At 32.2% G+C, this 20,649-nt stretch carries 22 protein-coding genes; 15 read left to right on the forward strand and 7 right to left on the reverse strand.

All coding sequences use genetic code 11. The features are described 5' to 3' along the window. Entirely contained in the window at nucleotides 1–594 is a 594-nt protein-coding gene (gene hisIE / locus ABYI63_RS07215; RefSeq protein ID WP_372754952.1) for a bifunctional phosphoribosyl-AMP cyclohydrolase/phosphoribosyl-ATP diphosphatase HisIE, read from the forward strand. A 46-nt stretch (nucleotides 595–640) separates the two neighbouring features. On the opposite strand, the gene ABYI63_RS07220 is transcribed toward hisIE, so the two are convergent. Further along, nucleotides 641–1,057: a hypothetical protein gene (locus ABYI63_RS07220; RefSeq protein WP_372754954.1), complete on the reverse strand. Its 417-nt coding sequence runs from the start codon at nucleotides 1,055–1,057 to the stop codon at nucleotides 641–643. 97 nt (nucleotides 1,058–1,154) lie between these two features. Between ABYI63_RS07220 and ABYI63_RS07225 the strand changes: the two genes are divergently transcribed. The 4 genes from ABYI63_RS07225 (at nucleotide 1,155) to ABYI63_RS07240 (ending at nucleotide 3,649) form a co-directional block, all read left to right on the forward strand. Next, entirely contained in the window at nucleotides 1,155–1,931 is a 777-nt protein-coding gene (locus ABYI63_RS07225; RefSeq protein WP_372754956.1) for a tRNA pseudouridine(38-40) synthase TruA, read from the forward strand. Nucleotides 1,932–2,119: 188 nt separating this feature from the next. Next, nucleotides 2,120–2,284 (forward strand): DUF1328 domain-containing protein, encoded by a 165-nt coding sequence (locus ABYI63_RS07230; RefSeq protein WP_372754958.1) that lies wholly within the window; start codon nucleotides 2,120–2,122, stop codon nucleotides 2,282–2,284. 54 nt (nucleotides 2,285–2,338) lie between these two features. Next, nucleotides 2,339–2,881 (forward strand): hypothetical protein, encoded by a 543-nt coding sequence (locus ABYI63_RS07235; protein ID WP_372754960.1) that lies wholly within the window; start codon nucleotides 2,339–2,341, stop codon nucleotides 2,879–2,881. A 90-nt stretch (nucleotides 2,882–2,971) separates the two neighbouring features. Then, complete coding sequence (locus ABYI63_RS07240) at nucleotides 2,972–3,649, forward strand: DUF2461 domain-containing protein (RefSeq protein WP_372754962.1); 678 nt, start codon at nucleotides 2,972–2,974, stop codon at nucleotides 3,647–3,649. On the opposite strand, the gene ABYI63_RS07245 is transcribed toward ABYI63_RS07240, so the two are convergent. Continuing rightward, nucleotides 3,642–4,088 carry a hypothetical protein gene (locus tag ABYI63_RS07245; RefSeq protein ID WP_372754964.1) on the reverse strand — a complete coding sequence of 149 codons (447 nt, stop codon included), beginning with the start codon at nucleotides 4,086–4,088 and terminating at the stop codon, nucleotides 3,642–3,644. The genes ABYI63_RS07240 and ABYI63_RS07245 overlap by 8 nt on opposite strands. An 8-nt stretch (nucleotides 4,089–4,096) precedes the next feature. Next, nucleotides 4,097–4,513 carry a glyoxalase gene (locus ABYI63_RS07250; protein ID WP_372754966.1) on the reverse strand — a complete coding sequence of 139 codons (417 nt, stop codon included), beginning with the start codon at nucleotides 4,511–4,513 and terminating at the stop codon, nucleotides 4,097–4,099. Between the two features lie 122 nt (nucleotides 4,514–4,635). On the opposite strand from ABYI63_RS07250, the gene ABYI63_RS07255 reads away from it, so the two are divergent. From ABYI63_RS07255 to ABYI63_RS07295, 9 genes are all read left to right on the forward strand, one after another. After that, a complete protein-coding gene (locus ABYI63_RS07255; protein ID WP_372754968.1) occupies nucleotides 4,636–5,022 on the forward strand; it encodes an acyl-CoA thioesterase in 387 nt (128 codons plus the stop codon). A 235-nt stretch (nucleotides 5,023–5,257) separates the two neighbouring features. Beyond that, nucleotides 5,258–6,652 (forward strand): 3-isopropylmalate dehydratase large subunit, encoded by a 1,395-nt coding sequence (gene leuC, locus ABYI63_RS07260; RefSeq protein WP_372754970.1) that lies wholly within the window; start codon nucleotides 5,258–5,260, stop codon nucleotides 6,650–6,652. Nucleotides 6,653–6,738: 86 nt separating this feature from the next. Further along, a complete protein-coding gene (gene leuD, locus ABYI63_RS07265) occupies nucleotides 6,739–7,335 on the forward strand; it encodes a 3-isopropylmalate dehydratase small subunit (RefSeq protein WP_372754972.1) in 597 nt (198 codons plus the stop codon). After that, nucleotides 7,336–8,859: an alpha-isopropylmalate synthase regulatory domain-containing protein gene (locus tag ABYI63_RS07270; RefSeq protein ID WP_372754974.1), complete on the forward strand. Its 1,524-nt coding sequence runs from the start codon at nucleotides 7,336–7,338 to the stop codon at nucleotides 8,857–8,859. A gap of 148 nt (nucleotides 8,860–9,007) precedes the next feature. Next, nucleotides 9,008–10,066, forward strand: coding sequence for a 3-isopropylmalate dehydrogenase (leuB, locus tag ABYI63_RS07275; protein ID WP_372754976.1), 1,059 nt, complete (start codon nucleotides 9,008–9,010; stop codon nucleotides 10,064–10,066). Nucleotides 10,067–10,144: 78 nt separating this feature from the next. Continuing rightward, on the forward strand, nucleotides 10,145–10,726 hold the full coding sequence (locus ABYI63_RS07280; protein WP_372754978.1) for a DUF3575 domain-containing protein: 582 nt from the start codon (nucleotides 10,145–10,147) through the stop codon (nucleotides 10,724–10,726). Between the two features lie 243 nt (nucleotides 10,727–10,969). After that, a complete protein-coding gene (locus tag ABYI63_RS07285) occupies nucleotides 10,970–11,371 on the forward strand; it encodes an Hsp20/alpha crystallin family protein (protein ID WP_372754980.1) in 402 nt (133 codons plus the stop codon). A 173-nt stretch (nucleotides 11,372–11,544) separates the two neighbouring features. After that, the gene (locus ABYI63_RS07290; protein WP_372754982.1) at nucleotides 11,545–13,989 is read left to right on the forward strand and encodes a zinc-dependent metalloprotease; all 2,445 of its coding nucleotides are present in this window, start codon (nucleotides 11,545–11,547) and stop codon (nucleotides 13,987–13,989) included. A gap of 172 nt (nucleotides 13,990–14,161) precedes the next feature. Beyond that, nucleotides 14,162–14,890 carry a DUF6250 domain-containing protein gene (locus ABYI63_RS07295; protein ID WP_372754984.1) on the forward strand — a complete coding sequence of 243 codons (729 nt, stop codon included), beginning with the start codon at nucleotides 14,162–14,164 and terminating at the stop codon, nucleotides 14,888–14,890. 38 nt (nucleotides 14,891–14,928) lie between these two features. Here the strand turns inward: ABYI63_RS07295 and ABYI63_RS07300 are convergent, their stop codons facing one another. The 3 genes from ABYI63_RS07300 to ABYI63_RS07310 all read right to left on the reverse strand — a co-directional run bounded on the left by ABYI63_RS07300 (nucleotide 14,929) and on the right by ABYI63_RS07310 (nucleotide 17,160). Continuing rightward, nucleotides 14,929–16,182, reverse strand: coding sequence for a mechanosensitive ion channel family protein (locus ABYI63_RS07300; RefSeq protein WP_372754986.1), 1,254 nt, complete (start codon nucleotides 16,180–16,182; stop codon nucleotides 14,929–14,931). After that, nucleotides 16,175–16,471 (reverse strand): DUF3817 domain-containing protein, encoded by a 297-nt coding sequence (locus ABYI63_RS07305; RefSeq protein ID WP_372754988.1) that lies wholly within the window; start codon nucleotides 16,469–16,471, stop codon nucleotides 16,175–16,177. Before ABYI63_RS07305 ends, ABYI63_RS07300 begins: the two co-directional genes overlap by 8 nt. 65 nt (nucleotides 16,472–16,536) lie before the next feature. Continuing rightward, entirely contained in the window at nucleotides 16,537–17,160 is a 624-nt protein-coding gene (locus tag ABYI63_RS07310; protein WP_372754990.1) for a YqaA family protein, read from the reverse strand. Nucleotides 17,161–17,352: 192 nt separating this feature from the next. Here ABYI63_RS07310 and ABYI63_RS07315 point away from each other — a divergent pair, with 192 nt between their 5' ends. Continuing rightward, nucleotides 17,353–19,458 carry an elongation factor G gene (locus tag ABYI63_RS07315; protein WP_372754992.1) on the forward strand — a complete coding sequence of 702 codons (2,106 nt, stop codon included), beginning with the start codon at nucleotides 17,353–17,355 and terminating at the stop codon, nucleotides 19,456–19,458. 110 nt (nucleotides 19,459–19,568) lie between these two features. Here ABYI63_RS07315 and ABYI63_RS07320 read toward each other — a convergent pair whose 3' ends face one another. After that, nucleotides 19,569–20,402: a flagellar motor protein MotB gene (locus ABYI63_RS07320; RefSeq protein ID WP_372754994.1), complete on the reverse strand. Its 834-nt coding sequence runs from the start codon at nucleotides 20,400–20,402 to the stop codon at nucleotides 19,569–19,571. Between the last annotated feature and the right edge of the window lie 247 nt (nucleotides 20,403–20,649).

The raw sequence follows: 20,649 nt of genomic DNA on the forward strand, positions 1-20,649 counted from the left end.
ATGGAAATTAAATACGATTCTAACGGACTAGTACCTGCCATTATTCAAGACGCCACAACTAAAAATGTGCTAATGTTGGGGTATATGAATGAAGATGCCTATGCCAAAACTTTGGAAACAAAAAAAGTGACTTTTTTTAGTAGAAGCAAGCAACGTTTATGGACTAAAGGTGAAGAAAGCGGTAATTTTTTAAATTTAGTTGATATTAAGAATGATTGTGATAATGATTCGCTACTAATTCAAGTAATTCCAGTTGGGCCAACTTGCCATAAAGGCACGGATACCTGTTGGGGAGAAGAAAACAAATCTAATTATGGTTTCTTTTCAACTTTAGAAAATGTAATTAAAGAACGTGTTGAAAATCAAGATGCCAACAAATCGTATGTTGCTAGTTTATTTGCAAAAGGTATTAATAAAGTAGCTCAAAAAGTAGGAGAGGAGGCTGTTGAAACAGTTATTGAAGCGATGAGTAATAATGATGAACTTTTCATTTATGAATCAGCCGATTTACTTTTTCATTATTTAATGCTTCTTCAAGCAAAAGGCTTTACTTTAAAAGATATTGAAGCGGAGTTAAAAGGAAGACATAAATAAATCAAAAGGCTTTAGAATTTTCTAAAGCCTTTTTTATTTCATTTCATTAATAAAGCCAACCTTTTGCGATTGATTTTTTAGAAAACCAAACTAAAAAGATCGCAAATAGTATAATGCTGATAGTCATTTCTATACCATCATAGTACTGTTGACTTAACACATATCCCATTTGAACAATTACGGCTATTAAAGATATTAGCAACAAGCCATAAGCCCATTTTTTTCGTAAAATAAGTCCTAAGGAGCCAAAAACCCCAGAGAAAACAGCAATGGCAAAAGCAGCCGTTAACCATGAAGGGAAATTTATCACCATCTCATATTGTTCGTTCGTTAATGAAGCACGCCAACTCTCTGTTTGATAGGCTTGTGAAAGATATTGAATAACACCCATAATATTCCAAAATAATGCAATAACGCTCACAATCCAAAATGAAATGGGTGGTTTTGTTTTAAAATTCGACATAATAGTTGGTTTTTAGTTAGTAATTAATAATACAAGTTATCATTTTTTTTGCCACTATCAATAAAAAACTTACTTTGCTCGCCCATTAAAAAATATAATGAATAAGTTTTTTTACGTTATCACCATTCAATATTTAGGATACCGTTTTCATGGTTGGCAAAAGCAACCTAATTTAAAAACGTTGCACCTTATGGTGGATAGAACCTTAAACTTTATCCTAGAAGGTAAAACTTTTAAAAGTTTAAGTTCCGGCAGAACTGATGCCATGGTATCTGCGGAATGTGCCGCTTTCGAATTGTTTCTGTATGAACCAATAGAAGACCAAGAGGCCTTTCTAAAATTGTTTAACCATAATTTACCACAAGATATCCGAGCACTTACAATTCAAGAAGTGGATGCTAAATTCAATATCATCAACCATTCCAAAATAAAAGAATATTTGTATTTATTCACATTTGGTGAAAAATGCCATCCATTTTGCGCACCTATAATGACTACCATTTTAGACGATTTAGATATTGAACTTATGAAACAAGGCGCAAGACTGTTTGAAGGTGAACACTATTTTAAATCTTATTGTTTTAAACCTACCGATAACGGATTATACAATAGAGAAATTTTAACCTGTGAATTAGTAGAAAACGATTTGTATTCCGCCAATTATTTTCCTGAGAAATCCTATTTACTGCGGGTTAGAGGTAAAGGATTTATGAGAAATCAAATTAGACTAATGATGGGAACACTAATTGATTTAGGCAAAGGTAAACTTACCTTAGAAACCATTTCAAAAAGTCTAGAACAAGACTGTTTTATCAAAATGGAATATATTGCGCCAGCTTCAGGGCTTATTTTAAATAATATCGAGTTTTTATAATCACGTAAATCATCTGTAAGTAGTCATTATTGCGAATTGTATGACAATCTATTCCAAATTCATGTGAATTATACAAATTTTTGTAAAAAACATATAACGTAAAAAGTGGACATATTTCTCAACTTTGTATTCATAAACATAGAAGTTAAATCTTCAAAAATTAATATGAATCTTTAAATTTTGAAATTATGTTACGTTGGACAATCACATTTATAATTATAGCATTAATTGCTGGAGTATTAGGTTTTTCTGGTATTGCAGGAGCTTCAGCTGGCATAGCCAAAATATGCTTCTTCATATTTATAGTATTATTTCTACTATCACTTATAAGAGGCGGTTTCAAAAGAAGTTAAAATTTTGAGGTTTAGCTTAAGCAAATAAATAATAAACAATAAAAATTTAATAAAATGAAAAAATTACTTTATGCAAGTGTATTCTTGTTTGCTACTAGTATTTATGCACAAGAACCAGTTAAAAATATATCGGAGGAATCGACAATAAAAACAGTTAAAACCAATAATGGGTCTGAAATAGTGGAGAAAAAAATTAAAGTAACCACTAGGCAAGAGCAGGGTATTGAATTTGCTGAAAAAGATATAGATAAAAGAGATAAAGATGTTGTAAATAGTCCTGTAAAAATTACCAAAACAATAGAGGTTGATGGCGACAAAGGGAATTCTTACGAGTCTAAAACGGAAATTGCATACTATGAGTTTGAAGGCAAGCAATATGGTTTTAAAAAGGTAGATAATGGCTTTTCAGTATTATCTACTACTAGTGAGTTACCTGAAGGCAATATTGTAAAACTTAATAAATCGAATCACTACATTTATCAAAACGGAGATGATACAGGTGTAGGATATTTTAACGAAGACGGAAGTTTTACTATTGAATATTTTGATAAAAAAACAGGAGCAATTACTAGTCAAACTTACACGTTACGAAAATAGTAATTACAAATAGAATTTAATTATGGCAACTTAAAAGTCCTGTTGAAGCAGGACTTTTTTGTATTTTAGATTTCTGAATTAAAAAAAATCATGAACCCAACAATTCAAAAAGAAACATTTGATTTCTTAAAAGCATTAGAGAAAAACAACGAAAGAGACTGGTTTAATGAACACAAACCAGATTTTAAGAGAATAGAAAAAGATGTAAAAATATTCTACAATTCAATTTTAAAAAGCTTGAACGAGCATGATGATGTTGATAAATTAAAACTGTTTCGAATTTATCGTGATGTACGCTTTTCAAAAAACAAAGCACCCTACAAAACTCATTTTGGAGGTTCTTTTAATAGAACGAAACCAAAATTAAGAGGTGGTTATTATTTACATATTCAACCTAATAATGAAAGTTTTATTGCTACTGGTTTTTGGGAACCTTCATCGGCCGATTTGCTACGAATTAGAAAAGAATTTGAAATGGATGCTACTGAAATTCGAAACATTTTAAAAGATGAAAAATTTAAGAAAATCTGGGGTGGTTTTGTAGGCGACGAAGTAAAAACAGCACCAAAAGGATTCAGTAAAGACCATGAATCCATCGATTTAATTAAAAAGAAACAATTCATTTTTGTTAAAAAATATACGGATGCAGAAGTATTGGACTCCAATTTTATTTGTGATGTAAATACTTCATTTAAAGCAATTCGCCCATATTTTAATTATATGAGCGAAGTACTTACTACCGATTTAAATGGTGTTTCTATTATATAATTTCTGTAATTACATATTTGTTTTGATTAAATTCAAAACTAGTATTTACAGGTTTATTAATTAAAAGTTGACCAATAGGTGAGTTGACTGAAATAGCATAAAAAACCTGATCGTCAAGCTCAATTTTTCCGATACTAGTGGCAATGTAAAAATTCATTACATTAGTTTTTACAATACTGCCAAGCATCACTTCCTTGCTTTCTACGTTTGTTTTTATGTTACTTAAATAGTCTTTTGTTTTTTTTGCGTCGTTTAAATACGACATGTTTTTTTCTAAATCATTTAATAATTTTCCACTACCAGAATCATCACCTTCCGAGTTTCCCTTATCATTACTATCAATAGATTCTTTAATTAAATTAATTTCTTCTTTGTAATCATTCAAACGTTTATCTACGCGTTCATTACAAATTTGCAATAGTCTTTGTTTTGTTGTCATTAAATGTTTTACACGGCTTTAAGCACTTCTGGTTGTTCAAAAAGTTGCACGTTACTTATCAATCTGTCTTTAACAATTTGCATCATGCGCTTATTTAAAGCTGAAGAATTCTGAATATAAATTATATATTCTTCTACTGTAAATAAACCTATCACAATGCCTTTTAGTGAGTTACGAAATTTTATATCTTTATTTACAGCATTCTCAATATATTGCAAACGCTTCTCTAAAGTGTAACCGTAAAACACCATTTTATGCTTGGCAATATAGTTTTTAAAAACCTCAATAAACAAATCATTTTGCAATTTTATTATGGGTCTAAGTACTAAATTTTGAAATCGCTCATCGCTGCTCATATCATCATTAATAGTTGCGCTTAGAATTTCGGGACGAATGCTTTTTAAATTGAATTGTCGAGTATTCATAGTTGAAGAGTTTTTATTAAAATTATAGAATATTAAAGTTTAAAAGTCTTAAAAGCACTTATAGTTGTTAACGGGGTTATTAACATCGTGGATTTTTTTACCTTTATAAAAAAAATATGAGTATGAGATTTCACACTAGAAAATGGGTAAAACCCGAAGACTTAAATGCCAATGGCACCTTATTTGGTGGACGCTTATTAGATTGGATAGACGAAGAAGCGGCTTTATATACTATCATTCAACTTGAAAACCAAAAAGTGGTTACAAAGTACATGAGCGAAATAGATTTTAAAGCTTCAGCCAAACAGGGTGATATTATAGAAATAGGTATTGAAGTTGTTAAATTTGGAAAAGCATCTTTAACATTAAGTTGTGAGGTTAGAAACAAGATGACTCATGAAACTATTATTACTATTTCCAATATCGTTATGGTAAATATTGGGCCAGATGGGAAGGCTAAACCTCACGGAAAAACTGAAATTGAGTACGTAGTTGATCGTTTAAAGTAGTTTTTTGTATAATTAGCTTTAAAAATTACAACCAATATTGCTATTCTTTTAAAAGATTGTCGGTTTTTTTAGCTTCCATTAATAATACTATAAAAATAAATAAGCAGGCATCTTAAATATTGGTATATCCTTACTACAAACGCTAGTTTTTAGTAACTTTGCAAGCCTTTTGCCTAATCTTTAGATATTGGCAAAACAAGATCAAAAAAGAGATTTAAATTAAAGAAAATAGAATATGAGCAAAACATTGTTTGATAAAGTATGGGATTCACATGTTGTAAGGAAAATTGAAGGAGGACCGGATGTGTTCTTTATAGACCGTCATTTTATTCACGAAGTTACTAGTCCTGTAGCATTTCTTGGATTAAAAAGTCGTGGTTTAAAAGTATTATATCCAGAGCGTACTTTTGCAACAGCCGACCATAATACACCAACAATTAACCAGCATTTACCAGTTGAAGATCCTTTGTCTGCGAATCAATTAAAAGCATTAGAGGATAACTCAAATGAATATGGTATTAGCCATTGGGGTCTTGGTCATAAAAAGAATGGTATTGTTCACGTTGTTGGTCCTGAAAATGGCATTACGTTTCCTGGTGCCACGATAGTTTGTGGTGATTCGCATACATCAACTCATGGAGCCTTTGGCGCTATTGCCTTTGGTATAGGTACCTCAGAGGTTGAAATGGTATTATCAACACAATGTATCATGCAACCAAAGCCTAAAAAAATGCGTATTAACGTTAATGGGCAATTAGGTAAGGGTGTTACACCTAAAGATGTGGCATTATATATCATTTCGCAATTATCAACATCTGGTGCTACAGGATACTTTGTTGAATATGCAGGTGATGTTTTTGAAAACATGACCATGGAAGGCCGTATGACTGTTTGTAACTTATCGATTGAGATGGGTGCACGTGGTGGTATGATTGCTCCAGATGAAACTACTTTTGCGTATTTAAAAGACAAACCATTATCTCTTAAGGGAGCTGAATGGGATAAAGCAGTTGCACATTGGAAAACATTGAAAACAGATGCTGATGCTAAATTTGATAAAGAATTAACATTCAATGCGAGTGATATTGAACCTATGATTACCTACGGAACGAATCCAGGTATGGGTATTGGTATCTCTAAAAACATTCCTAATGCCGAAGCAGTTGAAGGTGGTGTTGCTACTTACAAAAAGTCTTTAGAATATATGGGTTACAGTGAAAACGAATCTATGATTGGTAAGAAAGTGGACTATGTTTTCTTAGGAAGCTGTACCAATGGTAGAATTGAAGATTTCCGTGCCTTTGCATCAATTGTTAAAGGTAAGAAAAAAGCGGATCATATTACAGCTTGGTTAGTTCCAGGTTCACACGAAGTTGAAGCTTTAATTAAGGAAGAAGGCATTTTAGATACACTTACTGAAGCTGGTTTTGTATTAAGACAACCTGGTTGTTCAGCATGTTTAGCAATGAATGACGATAAAGTACCAGCTGGAAAATATGCTGTAAGTACTTCAAATAGAAATTTTGAAGGTCGTCAAGGTCCTGGTTCAAGAACATTACTTGCTAGTCCGTTAGTAGCTGCTGCTGCTGCTGTAACAGGTGTAGTAACCGACCCAAGAACTCTTTTGTAATAAAAATCAATAATTGAAAATGAATCGGTAGGTTGGCAATTATAAAATTTTTCAACTTTCAACGTTTCAACTTTAAACTTAAAAAAATGGCATACGATAAATTCAATATATTAACAAGTACAGCGGTTCCATTACCATTAGAGAATGTGGATACCGATCAAATTATTCCAGCACGTTTCTTAAAAGCTACAAAACGTGAAGGTTTTGGAGATAATTTATTCCGCGACTGGAGATACAATAATGATAATACTCCAAAAGAAAGCTTCGTTTTGAATAATCCTATTTATTCAGGAAAAATTTTAGTAGGAGGAAAAAATTTTGGTTCAGGTTCTTCAAGAGAGCATGCTGCTTGGGCAGTTTACGATTACGGTTTCCGTTGTGTAGTATCTAGTTTCTTTGCTGATATTTTTAGAAACAACTGTTTAAATGTTGGGGTATTGCCTGTTCAAGTGTCTCCGGAATTTTCAGAGCAAATTTTCAATGCTATTTACGACGATCCGAACACAGAAATTGAAGTCAATCTTCCAAATCAAACGATTACTATTAAATCAACTGGTGCACAAGAATCATTTGAAATTAATAGTTATAAAAAAGAAAATATGCTTAATGGTTTTGATGATATTGATTATCTACAAAACATAAAAGGAGAAATAGAAACGTTCGCTAACGGCTTACTACTATAAATGACTCCGAAACGCATTGAAATAATGGATACGACACTGCGCGATGGTGAGCAAACCTCGGGCGTGTCGTTTTCTGCTTCTGAAAAACTTACTATCGCTAAACTTTTACTTGAAGAATTAAAAGTAGATAGAATAGAAATTGCATCGGCACGTGTGTCTGAAGGTGAATTTCAGGCCGTATTAAGCGTAACCAATTGGGCAAAAGAAAACAACTATCTAGATAAAGTTGAAGTTTTAACTTTCGTAGATAAAGGCGTTTCTATTAATTGGATGTTAGAAGCAGGAGCTAAAGTTCAAAACCTGTTAACTAAAGGTTCATTAAATCATTTAACTTATCAACTTAAAAAGACTCCCAGTCAGCATTTTGAGGAAATATTAGAAACTATTTCCTTGGCTAAAAAGCATAATATTGAAACCAATATTTATTTAGAAGACTGGAGTAACGGGATGCGAAATTCTAAGGACTACGTTTTTGAATTTTTAGCATTTTTGAATACTCAACCTGTGAAGCGTATCATGCTTCCAGATACTTTAGGCGTTTTAACACCATCTGAATCTTTTGATTTTATAAAATCAATAAAGGATAAATATCCGAATTTGCATTTTGATTTTCATGCGCACAACGATTATGATTTAGGAGTTGCCAATGTTATGGCTGCGTTAAATGCAGGAGCCGATGGGTTGCACTTAACAGTAAATGGTATGGGCGAACGCGCAGGAAATGCACCTATGGGAAGTACTGTTGCTGTAATCAATGATTTCATGCCTAACGTTAAAATAGGTGTGAATGAAAAGTTTTTATACACCGTAAGTAAATTGGTTGAAAACTTCTCTGGAATTATGATTCCAGCAAATAAACCTATTATTGGAGCTAATGTATTCACGCAAACTGCTGGAATTCACGCAGATGGTGATAATAAAAATAATTTGTATTTCAGTGATTTAATGCCTGAGCGTTTTGGAAGAACCCGAAAATATGCTTTAGGCAAATCGTCTGGAAAAGCCAACATCCAAAAGAACTTACAGGAATTAGGGCTTTCACTTAAGGATGAAGATTTAAAGAAAGTAACCCAACGTATTATTGAATTGGGTGATAAAAAAGAAGTGGTTACTAAGGAAGATTTACCTTATATTATTTCTGATGTATTGGATAGTTATTCCTATGAAGAAAAAGTAAAGGTAAACTCGTATGTATTAACGCATGCGAAAGGTTTAAAACCTTCAACCACTGTGTCAATTTCAATTAATGGCGAAACATTTGAACAAAATGCGCAAGGTGACGGACAATTTGATGCATTTATGAATGCTTTGAGAAGTATTTATATCAGTAAAAAAATGGTGTTACCAGATTTAATAGATTATGCGGTAAGAATACCACCTGGAAGTCATTCGGATGCATTATGCGAAACCATAATAACCTGGAAAAGTCCGGAAAAAGAATTTAAAACACGTGGCTTAGATTCGGATCAAACCGTATCTGCAATTAAGGCTACGGAAAAAATGTTGAATATAATTACAATTTAAAAATTGAGAATTTAAAAGTAATTAAGATTTGCGTTATAGTTTGCAGTGGAAAATCCACAGTTGCTAAAAAGCGAGGACTTGTAACGAATTACTCAAGCCTTAGGTAACGCATAATAAATTATATATAAAGATTAAAAACAAATATAAAATGAAATTTAATATAGCACTTTTAGCAGGTGATGGCATCGGACCTGAAGTAATTGAACAGGCCGTAAAAGTAAGTGATGCTGTTGCTAAAAAATTTGGACACGAAATAACTTGGAAACCAGCTTTAACTGGTGCTGCAGCTATTGATGCAGTAGGAGAACCTTACCCAGATGCAACACACGAGATATGTTTAGCTTCGGATGCTGTTTTATTTGGAGCCATAGGACATCCAAAATATGATAATGATCCTTCTGCTCCGGTACGTCCTGAGCAAGGTTTGCTAAAAATGCGTAAAAAACTTGGTTTATTTGCTAACGTAAGACCAACCTTTACATTTCCGTCTTTATTAGAAAAATCACCTTTAAAAAGAGAGCGTATTGAAGGCACTGATTTAGTGTTTTTACGTGAGTTAACTGGTGGAATTTACTTTGGAGAAAAAGGTAGAAGGGATGGTGGGGACACTGCTTTTGATAACTGCGTTTACACAAGAGAAGAAGTACAGCGTTTGGCGAAAAAAGGATTTGAATTAGCAATGACACGTAATAAAAAATTATGTTGTGTTGACAAAGCTAATGTTTTAGAAACGTCGCGTTTATGGAGAGAGACTGTACAAGCAATGGAAAAAGACTATCCGGAAGTAACGGTTTCTTATGAATTTGTTGATGCTGTTGCAATGCGTTTAGTACAATGGCCAAATAGCTACGATGTGTTAATCACTGAAAATCTTTTCGGTGATATTTTAACAGATGAAGCCTCGGTAATTTCTGGTTCTATGGGCTTAATGCCGTCGGCATCTGTAGGTACTGAAAATCAATTATTTGAACCAATTCATGGTTCGTATCCACAAGCTACTGGTAAAAATATAGCAAATCCAATGGCTACAGTTTTATCAGCAGCCATGATGTTTGAAATGGCGTTTGGTTTACACGAAGAAGGTAAAGTAATTAGAGATGCAGTAAATAAGGCCTTGGCTGAAGGTATAGTTACAGAAGATTTAGCCGATGGAGGAAAAGCATATGGTACTACAGAGGTAGGTGATTGGTTAGCTAAAAACATTTAAATTATAACATTCATTATTAGGTAAAGGGATTCAATAAAAATTTATTGAATCCCTTTTTTATAACAACTTATTAGACTTATGATTCTATCTAAACCAACCTACCTTATTAAATCCACCTTACTTATTGGGTTAATAATTTTATTTCCATTGTTTATAACATCCCAAACTAGTTTTAAAGGCAATGCTATTACTACTTTAGTTGGTATTCCAAATTTTGGTGTTGAATTCGAGTTAGGAAAGAAAACAACTTTTCAGTTAGATGTTGCGGCATCATTTTGGACTATTAATGGAGTGCCTTATAAATTTGGTCAAATATTTCCAGAGTTTAGGTATTATACAAAACAAGCAGGATTGGGGTTTTATGTTGGTGCGCATATTGGTGGTGCTAAGTTTAAATTACAAAAATGGAATCAAACCAATAGTTATCAGGAAGGTTATAGTGTGTTTTTAGGTGCTACAATTGGTTATCAATTTGAATTGAATGAAAGATGGAACCTTGAAGCTTTTTTAGGAGGAGGAAGCCAACAAGGTCACTATAAAGGTTATTTTTTAGATACAGGTGAACGCTCTGATGGTGTACGACATTATAATAAAAGTGGTGAATTTCTTCCATATCGGGGCGGTTTGATGATTGTTTACAAATTAAAGAACCATAAATGAAGTTAAAATGACATTTATAAAGGTTGAAAGAAAAAAAGTGTAAAAATTTTATTGTTTTTTTTATAAAAATTTTTTAAATCATTTTTATTTTGTAACTTTAGGATAACCAAATACTTACCTCGTATTTTACCTATTAAATACGAACCGAGGTTCTAAAAAAAAGATCCGTAACTAAGGGGCATGCCCTGATGGTTTGTCATTTCTTCCTAGAGTAGTCTAGATTCACTTTTAAATTATAATATTATGTTCCCTCGCATTAATAACAATCGTATTGCTAATTCTACGGCAAAATTAAATAAGAGTAGAAATTACAATTATAGAAATGATTCTAATTCGTCGGACGTTCGTTTAACAGAAACTGAAGATGGTTATCATTTAGAATTGGATATAGTTGGTTACGTTAAAGATGATTTTAATTATTATGTAACTAAAAATAATGCCTTAGTGTTAACTACAGATAGAAGTAGTGTGCCTGATGCAAATAAAAAAACTGAAGGCAGTACAACAAAACACAAGTATTGTTATGCTTCGGCTTTTTTTAAGAAAATATTTCGATTACCATATAATGTTTCAAAAAATAACATTATAGTCGATTATAAAAATCATATTTTAAGTATAGATTTATTCAAGTTAAAACCAGCATAGAACTTTAAAACCAAAACTTCTAAACTAAACAGACCTTAAGTTAAAGGATTCAATAGCTAATATTGAATCCTTTTTTTATTCTAATAATTAAATCGTATACTAAAGTTTTGTGAAAAACTTATTTAGTTCTGATTATTATTTAATTTAGTTATTTATTAATTAAAATCTAATATATGAAAAAAGGATTACTACCTATTTTAGTATTATTAACATGTTTGCTTTCAGTTTCAGTTCAAGCTCAAACAAAAAGAGATAAAAATAAAAAAACTGAAGTTGAAGCACCGAAACCAGTTGAAAAGAAAAAAGAGTCTAAAATTAAACCTTACGACAAAGTAATTACTGAAGAAGCCGTTACGGACGATGGTTTATTTAAAACCCATAAAATAGGAGATTCTTATTATTTTGAAATACCAAAAGACTACTTAAACAAAGACATGCTTTTAGTAAGTCGCATTTCTAAATTACCTCCAAATTTAGGGAATGGTTATGTAAATGCGGGTACTGAAACTGATACACGCTTAGTAGCATGGGAATGGTTTGAAAATAAAATTTTATTAAAGGAGAAATCATATAGTGCTGTAGCTAATGAGGAATTACCTATTAATATTTCGGTAAAATCTAACAATTATGAACCTACACTTTATGCCTTCGATATTCTTGCTTTTAGTAACGATACTTCTGCTATAGTTATTGATGTTACTAAATTTTATTCAACAGATGTAAAAGCTATTAGTGGTCTCTCATCCAAAATGCGCACCACTTATAAAGTTAAAAATTTAGATGAATCACGTAGTTTTATAAATTCAGTAAAAAGTTTTCCTCAAAATATAGAAGTTGTTCAAGATTTCACATATAACGCTTCCGAACCACCTTCTTTTAAAAGTGCAGAAACTATTAGTCTTCAAATGAATCAGTCCATGATTTTATTACCTGAAAAACCGATGCAGCGCCGATATGCTGATAAACGAGTGGGTTGGTTTACTATGAACCAAATTGACTATGGAAGTGAAGAACTTAAAGCAGATACCAAAACTTACATTCGTAAATGGCGTTTAGAACCCAAAGATCCTGAAGCTTATGCAAGAGGAGAGCTTGTAGAACCCATAAAACCTATTGTGTATTATTTAGATCCTGCAACTCCTGAAAATTTACGTAAGTATATAAAAGAAGGTGTAGAATTATGGCAAAAACCATTTGAGAAAGCCGGTTTTAAAAATGCCATTATCGCAAAATACCCACCAACCAAGGAAGAAGATCCTGATTTTAGCCCAGAAGATATTCGTTATTCTGTAATTAGATATGTTGCTAGTACTACTAGAAATGCTAGTGGGCCAAGTGTTTCAGACCCAAGAACTGGAGAAATAATTGAAAGTGATATTATTTGGTATCATAACCACTTACGCTCTTATAGAAATCGTTATTTAATAGAAACGGGTGCCGCCAATCCATCGGCCAGAACCCTGAATACACCGGCTGAAGAGATTGGAGAAATGATGAAAATGGTAATAGCGCATGAAGTGGGTCATACCTTAGGATTACCACATAATATGAGTGCTAGTAAAGCTTACGATGTTGAAAGCTACAGAGATGGAGATTTTACTCAAGAAAATGGTATTGCTTCAACCATCATGGATTATGCTCGATATAATTATATAGCGCAACCTGGTGATAAAAACATTCGATTTATAAGAAAACTGGGACCTTATGATGACTATGCAATTAATTGGGGTTATCGAATAATTCCAGAAGCAGATACACCTGAAAAAGAATTAGATACATTAAATGCCTGGATTATTGAAAAAGCTGGCGATCCAAGGTTTATTTATGGGAAACAAAGCAGCACTTTTGATCCAACATCGCAAACAGAAGATATTGGAAACGATGCCTTAAAAGCTGGTGACTATGCGCTTAAAAATTTAAAGTATGTTACTGAACATTTGCCAGAATGGACTAGCGATGAGACTAATAATTACGAGGATTTAGAAGAATTGTATAGTGAATTATTAGGAACTTGGAGTCGTTATATAGGTCATGTAGTAACAAATGTTGGCGGTGTTTATGAAAGCTTTATTAACCCGGATCAAGATGGTATTCCATATAAAGCCGTGCCTAAGGATTTACAAAAACAATCTGTACAATGGTTGCATAATAACACCTTTGAAACTCCTTACTGGTTGATTTCTAAAGAATTATTAACACGTATTGACTATGCAGGATATACTGAACGCTTAGGAGCAATTCAAAAAAGAGTTTTAAATAATTTATTAAGTTTTGAAACTTTTGGTCGTTTGATAGATCATGAAGCTATAGATAAAAATAATTACACGGCTTTGGAATTGTTGAAAGACACACGATTAGGAATTTGGAGTGAAGCAAATACAGATAAAAATATAGATATTTATCGTAGAAATTTACAACGTGTTTATATTGAACGCATGTCTTACTTATTAAATGAGAAAGCAAACACAGAATCGGATGTAAAAGCTTTGGTGAGAGGAGAATTAAATGTATTGAAACAGACATTATCAGTAGCTTCCAATCGTCCATTAAATACGGTTACTAAATATCATTATAAAGATTGTTTAGAACGTATTAATCAGATTTTAGATCCAAAATAAAAATTGATTAACTAAAAAGAAAAAGCGTGAGTTCATTGTAGAATTCACGCTTTTTCTTTTTTATATTTCACTTACTAGCCTTACTACATTGCATAAAAAAGAAAAAAATCATCATATTAACTAAAAAATAAATTAAGTTTAAACTGTAGAAAAAATATAAAGCCTATTTATCATGAAGATAAACAACATCTTTTTTTTAGCCATTATATGCTTGCTGAAAGTATCAGCACAAGAAATAAAAACCGTAATTATAAATGACACTTTAACCGTTAAGGCTAAATTATTATACACTGATGATTTTAGTGGTAATCTTTCAAACTGGATAGCGCAGTTTGAAGAACCTGGAAGTTCTGTTTATATAAAAAATGAAAAACTAGAGGTAGATACCAAAAGAGGAAGTACGGTATGGTTTGATAAAAAGCTGAATGGACCGCTTATTATCGAGTATGATGCGGTAGTGATTGATGCAAATGGAGCAAATGATCGAGTTTCCGATTTGAATTGTTTTTGGATGGCATCTGATCCACAAAATCCTGAGAACTTCCATGCAAACATATATAAACAAAAAGGTTCTTTAGGTGATTATAATTACCTCAAACTGTATTATGTAGGCTTTGGTGGTAGAAATAATTCCACTACCAGACTTAGAAGATATCCTGGTGACGGATCTAGACCGCTTTTACCCGAACATGATTTGAATTCTAAGGAATATTTATTAACAGGTAATACAGTAAATCATATAAAGATTATTAACTACAAGGGCATCGTTCAGTTTTACCGAAATAATCAATTGGTTTTTAATTTTTATGATGAAGCTCCTTTTGTATCAGGCTATTATGGGTTACGCACAACTATGAATCGTGTAAGTTTGGATAATTTTAAAGTTTATTCAATCTTTTGATATTCAAAAGTGCTTAAAAGCTAAAAACTACTCATTAATTAATCTTTGTTTTCAATAAAATGCCCTCCACTAGGTAGTTCAAAAATCTCTAAATCAAAGTAGGGGAGTGCTGCAATTAAATGATCGAAGATATCCGACATGATATATTCATAGTTTTCCCAACGTTTATCAGAACTAAAGGCATAAATTTCTAAAGGGATACCTTGAGTTGTGGGAGCTAACTGTCTCGCCATAATCATCATATCTTTATTGATAGCTGAATGATGTTTTAAATAGGAATCAATATATTTTCGAAAAACCCCTAAATTAGTAAGATTTCTTCCGTTAAGTAATAATTCTTTATTAATCTCGTTCGATTTATTATAATTATTAATATCTGATTGTCTCGTTTCTAGATATGAAGTAATTAATTGAATTCCTTTTAATTTTTCTACAGCTTCTTCCGATAGGTATTTTACACCACTTTGTTTTATAAAAAGAGCACGTTTTATACGTCTACCTTCAGAACTGGTCATTCCTCTCCAATTCTTAAACGAATCAGAAATTAGAGCATAAGTTGGTATAGTTGTAATAGTCTTATCGAAATTCTGAACTTTCACTGTTGCTAAGTTAATTTCAATAACATCACCATCGGCACCGTATTTTTCAAAAGTGATCCAGTCGCCAATACGTACCATATCATTTATAGACACTTGAATACTAGCTACAAATCCTAGTATGGTATCTTTAAAAATTAAGATGATAATGGCCGAAGCAGCTCCTAAACCTGTAATAAAATGGACAAACGGCGTTTTAGTAATTAAGGCAATTGCAGAAAAAACACCAACTACCCATGCAAAAATCATGAATACTTGAATGTAACTATCAATTGGTTTGTCTTTTAAATTAGGTAAAGTCTTAAAATAGTCTTTTAGAGTATTTAAAATACTACGAACAATCCATAAGGTTAAAATAATTGCGAAAACTTTTAATCCGCGCTCTACAACCATTTCAAAATTTGGAAAGTCATAAAACACATCCGAGATAAACTCTAGAGCAACCAACAAAGGTGTGATGTGCGCAATATTTCTAGGCACTTTATTCTTTACTAAAAGATCATCAAAGTTTGTTTTCGATTTTGAAGCAAATTGAGAAAACACACCAATTAAAACCTTCCTAATAACAAAATCAATAACAAAAATGATAATTAGCAATGAAAGTAGCAATCCTAGCATGTTTAGGTAAACAGCCGTAGTTTCGCTAATTCCTATACTGATAAGGTGATCAAAAATAAAATGTTTTATTTTATCCATTCCTTAAAGGCTTTAAATATTTTTTTTCAATATAAAATGTGCCAAACGGAATAATAGACGCCAACAAAATTTCAGCAAACTGTTTTATATTCCATTTAAGTTCATTTTTCAGCATAAATGCCATAATCACATAACCAATAAATAGAATCCCATGTGGCATCCCCAACATTTTTACATATTGAGGTTGATCAAATAAATGCTTTAAAGGCGTAGCAATAAATAATAGCAGGATATAAGACACACCTTCTAATAAGGCTGTTATTCTAAAAATATTAAGAAATGAAAACATATTTAAAAATAATTAATTTGAAAAATTAGTAACAAGATATAAATACCAATATAATTATGGATAATTTAAAAGGCGTGAAAAATTACAATTCCGTAAATTAAAAAACGCAAAAGGCGTAATGAGCCATAAGTTACCACATTTTTAAACGGAAAATTTATAATACCTGCTGCCATACAAGAAATTGAAAAAGGTAGCGGTAATAAAGCACCAACCACAATTAAAAAACCGCCCCATTTTTTAGAGTTTTTTAACTGTTTAGCCATTTTTACTTCCAGATAGTTATGTACACGTGGTATTTTAGTAATAATATAACCTATATAATAAGATACCAGGCCTCCCGAATAAGAAAGTAAAGCCAATACAGTTAAATATAACCACGGCGCATACATTTTACCTGCCCAAGCAATAAATATTTCGGGTGGAACCAAACCTAGAAAGGTTTCAGAAAGAAAGAAAAAAGCTAAAACACCATACACTGGCAGCACCTCTGTAAGATGAACTAAAGCTTTATTAATATCGTAAAAATGATTTACAACATATACCGCAGCTACAATAATTATAATAAATGGCAAAGCACTTTTAACAGCTTTCCAAACAAAATCATAAAACCCAGTATAACTATAATACTGGTGCAGTAACTTCCAGCGTTTTTTTTCTGATTTAGTTTTATTTTTTGGATTGGATTTCATTGCTTAATTACACATTATAAAAATGAGTGCAAATATAAGCCTTCAAACGCGGTTACTACTATTAAAAACAATTAAATTAAAGTTAAACTTATTGTTTTTCACTTGTATTAATGGGATGTTTAACTGACTTAAGTCATTTTTTTTATCCCATGTAAATGGTAGCTTTAGTTATTCAACAACTAAACTTAAACCATGAAAGTATTTGACGAAAAGCACATAAAAAATATTGTGTTGGTAGGTGCACACCACAGCGGTAAAACAACATTATCTGAAACCATGTTATTCGAAGCTGGTTTAATTAACAGACGTGGCACGGTAGAAACAAAAAATACCGTTTCAGATTACCAAGACATAGAACATGAACGCAACGCTTCAATTTACGCCACTCCGCTTCATACCGAGTGGCGTAATTATAAAATAAATATTATAGATACACCTGGTTTAGACGACTTTATCGGGGAAATTATAGCTTCCCTAAGTGTTGCTGATACTGTTGTTACAGTGGTAAACGGTAGGCAAGGCGTGGAAGTAGGTACCGAAATTATTTGGAATTACATTGATTCCTATCGCAAAGCCTCTTTATTTGTTATTAATCAAATAGATCACCCAAATTTAAATTTTGAGGAAAGTTATAAAGGTATTAACAAATTAGTTGGAAATCATGCGGTTAAAATTCAGTTTCCTGTAAAAATTGATGGGGCGCAGGGCATTATAGATGTTCTAAAAATGAAACTATACAAATTTAAACCGGAAGGTGGAAAACCAGAAAAATTAGCCATTCCAAAAACATACGCCGAACTTGCTAATTCCTTACATAATGAATTGGTTGAAAAAGCGGCTGAAAACGATGATGAATTACTCGAATTATTTTTTGAAAAAGGCACGCTTAACGAAGATGAAATGCGCAAAGGCATTAAAGCAGGTATGTTGAACCACGAGTTGTTTCCTGTGTTTTGCGTATCGGCTTTAAACGATATGGGAACTGGCAGACTTATGGGGTTTATAGACAATTTAGCACCCGCTGCCATCCATTTAAAACCAGAATTAACTATAGAAGGGCAGGAGCTGTACCCTAAAAAAGAAGAGCCAACATCTTTATTTGTGTTTAAAACGCTCTACCAACCAAATTTAGGTCAAGTTACTTTTTTCAAAGTAAAATCGGGAGAGGTAAATTTGAATGACAAGCTAATAAATTCCAGAAATGCTGAAACAGAGACCATCAATCAACTTTTTATTATGGATGGTAAAGACAGGAACCCCGTTAATAAATTAGTTGTAGGCGATATTGGCGCCACCTTAAAATTAAAATATACCGATACCAACGATACACTTTACAGTGGAAAAGACCAGATTACACTTAAAGGTATTAATTATCCAGAGCCAAGAATCACCAAAACAGTTAAAACACAATCCGCTAATGAAGACGAAAAACTTAATGAAGCTTTAAAGAAAATCCATGATCAGGATCCAACCGTTGTGGTGTCGTTTTCAAGAGAAACTAAAGAATTGCTTTTAGGTTGTCAGGGTGAACTGCATCTGGCAACTATTGATTGGACACTTAAAAACGTATATGGTGTTGAAGCTGAATTTAGCAAACCAAAAACAGCTTATAGGGAAACCATTCAAAAAGCGTCAACAGCAAGCTACCGACACAAAAAACAATCGGGTGGAGCTGGACAATTTGCCCAGGTACATTTAAAAATTGAACCTTGGTTTGAAGGCATGCCAGAACCGGAAGGATTTAATATAAGAGGAAAAGAAGTTATAGATTTAGATTGGGGAGGCACATTAGTGTTTTACAACTGCATTGTTGGTGGCGTTATTGATAGTCGGTATTTACCAAGTGTACTAAAAGGTATATTGGAAGTTATGGAATCTGGCCCATTAACAAATTCCTACATACGCGATGTGCGTGTAATGGTTTACGATGGAAAAATGCATGCTGTAGATTCTAACGATATATCGTTTAAAATAGCATCGGCTCATGCCTTTAAAGAAGCTTTTATGAAAGCCAATCCGAAATTATTAGAACCCGTAAATGAGGTAATTGTGAATGTTCCTGAAGAAATGTTAGGAAATGTTATGACCGATTTACAAGCCAGACGCTCTATTATTCAAGGCTTTGAAAATGGTGACAACTGTCAGATTTTAAAATGCCAAGTGCCTGTAGCAGAATTGTTTGGGTATTCCAGCGATTTACGAAGTATAACACAAGGAAAAGCTACTTTTAAGTCCAAATTTTCATGTTATGAACCAGTACCAGCAAATTTACAGAGCCAAATAGCACATCAAATTTAAAAAATAAACCTATAAAGAATTACCTTTTTATTGCCCAAAATTAAAAAGAAAAAGACTGCCATTAATTGTAATGACAGTCTTTTTTCATGGATTAATTAAGAGGGAATATTTTATTCATTCGAAGCCATAAGGGCAAAGAATTTATTGATATTTGGTAAAATAACGATGCGTGTTCTACGGTTTTTTGATCTATCTTCTTTAGTATCATTACCAGCAACAGGTAAGTAGCTACTTCTACCTGAGGCAATTAGTTTTTCTGGTGCCACATTATATTTATTTTGAAGCGCTCTAACAACCGAAGTAGCACGAAGCACACTTAAATCCCAGTTATCGGCTATTTTATCGGTGCTTATGGATCTAGAATCGGTATGGCCTTCAACCATAACCTCAATACTAGGTTCAGAATTAATAACATTTGCTAATTTTTGAAGAATGCTATTCGCTTTGCTACTAATTCGATAGCTGGCAGTATTAAATAATAGTTTATCTGAAATTGAAATCATTACAACAGTTTCGTCTATATCGATAGCAATATCATCATCTTCGTTAAGAGTGCTATTATCTAAAGATTTTTGTAAGTTGTAAGATACAGCTAAATTCATAGAATCTTTAAGGGTAGAAGCTTGTCTTAATTTATTTTGGTCAACCTTAGTTAAGGTGTTGCGCATGTGTTTTTTAGTTTCGTTAGAAATTACGGCCACATCGCCAACAGTTTCCATTTTTACATCGTTTTCTGCCGTTAAGGTATTTATTTTAGTATTGTAAGCTTCAACACGCGCTTCAATTTTAGCAAACTTAGTTTCTAATTCTTCTTTTTCAAATTGTGTTTTTGTTAAAGCACTTTTTATTTCGCCATTTTCATGTTCTAAAGCCACGTATTTTTTCTTGGATACACAAGCCGACAATAAAATGGTTGATAGTAATACTAAGGATACTTTTTTCATAATTTAATTTTTTTTGGGTTTAATAATAATTACGAAGGAAAAGAGGATATAGATTTTATTTAGACCTAAAAAAAATAAAATAATTTATAACAAACTGATAATAAGAAGTTTAAATATTTTCTATTTTACATAATATTAATTATAGTACATTTTATAACAATTAGCGGAATAGCGCTTTGGAGCGATATTTGACATAATCATAGATCTATTAACGTTCCACAATTAGGGCATTTTATTTGAGTTTCGT

This window comes from Mariniflexile sp. (genome assembly GCF_041583155.1).
Classification (GTDB): domain Bacteria; phylum Bacteroidota; class Bacteroidia; order Flavobacteriales; family Flavobacteriaceae; genus Mariniflexile.

Coding starts and splice junctions, on each gene's coding strand:
- leuB (WP_372754976.1), top strand. CDS start 9,008: ATGAAATTTAATATAGCACTTTTAGCAGGTGATGGCATCGGACCTGAA.
- ABYI63_RS07280 (WP_372754978.1), top strand. CDS start 10,145: ATGATTCTATCTAAACCAACCTACCTTATTAAATCCACCTTACTTATT.
- ABYI63_RS07285 (WP_372754980.1), top strand. CDS start 10,970: ATGTTCCCTCGCATTAATAACAATCGTATTGCTAATTCTACGGCAAAA.
- ABYI63_RS07295 (WP_372754984.1), top strand. CDS start 14,162: ATGAAGATAAACAACATCTTTTTTTTAGCCATTATATGCTTGCTGAAA.
- ABYI63_RS07220 (WP_372754954.1), bottom strand. CDS start 1,057: ATGTCGAATTTTAAAACAAAACCACCCATTTCATTTTGGATTGTGAGC.
- leuD (WP_372754972.1), top strand. CDS start 6,739: ATGGCATACGATAAATTCAATATATTAACAAGTACAGCGGTTCCATTA.
- ABYI63_RS07245 (WP_372754964.1), bottom strand. CDS start 4,088: ATGACAACAAAACAAAGACTATTGCAAATTTGTAATGAACGCGTAGAT.
- ABYI63_RS07270 (WP_372754974.1), top strand. CDS start 7,336: ATGACTCCGAAACGCATTGAAATAATGGATACGACACTGCGCGATGGT.
- ABYI63_RS07235 (WP_372754960.1), top strand. CDS start 2,339: ATGAAAAAATTACTTTATGCAAGTGTATTCTTGTTTGCTACTAGTATT.
- ABYI63_RS07290 (WP_372754982.1), top strand. CDS start 11,545: ATGAAAAAAGGATTACTACCTATTTTAGTATTATTAACATGTTTGCTT.
- leuC (WP_372754970.1), top strand. CDS start 5,258: ATGAGCAAAACATTGTTTGATAAAGTATGGGATTCACATGTTGTAAGG.
- ABYI63_RS07310 (WP_372754990.1), bottom strand. CDS start 17,160: ATGAAATCCAATCCAAAAAATAAAACTAAATCAGAAAAAAAACGCTGG.
- hisIE (WP_372754952.1), top strand. CDS start 1: ATGGAAATTAAATACGATTCTAACGGACTAGTACCTGCCATTATTCAA.
- ABYI63_RS07305 (WP_372754988.1), bottom strand. CDS start 16,471: ATGTTTTCATTTCTTAATATTTTTAGAATAACAGCCTTATTAGAAGGT.
- ABYI63_RS07225 (WP_372754956.1), top strand. CDS start 1,155: ATGAATAAGTTTTTTTACGTTATCACCATTCAATATTTAGGATACCGT.
- ABYI63_RS07315 (WP_372754992.1), top strand. CDS start 17,353: ATGAAAGTATTTGACGAAAAGCACATAAAAAATATTGTGTTGGTAGGT.
- ABYI63_RS07250 (WP_372754966.1), bottom strand. CDS start 4,513: ATGAATACTCGACAATTCAATTTAAAAAGCATTCGTCCCGAAATTCTA.
- ABYI63_RS07300 (WP_372754986.1), bottom strand. CDS start 16,182: ATGGATAAAATAAAACATTTTATTTTTGATCACCTTATCAGTATAGGA.
- ABYI63_RS07230 (WP_372754958.1), top strand. CDS start 2,120: ATGTTACGTTGGACAATCACATTTATAATTATAGCATTAATTGCTGGA.
- ABYI63_RS07240 (WP_372754962.1), top strand. CDS start 2,972: ATGAACCCAACAATTCAAAAAGAAACATTTGATTTCTTAAAAGCATTA.
- ABYI63_RS07255 (WP_372754968.1), top strand. CDS start 4,636: ATGAGATTTCACACTAGAAAATGGGTAAAACCCGAAGACTTAAATGCC.
- ABYI63_RS07320 (WP_372754994.1), bottom strand. CDS start 20,402: ATGAAAAAAGTATCCTTAGTATTACTATCAACCATTTTATTGTCGGCT.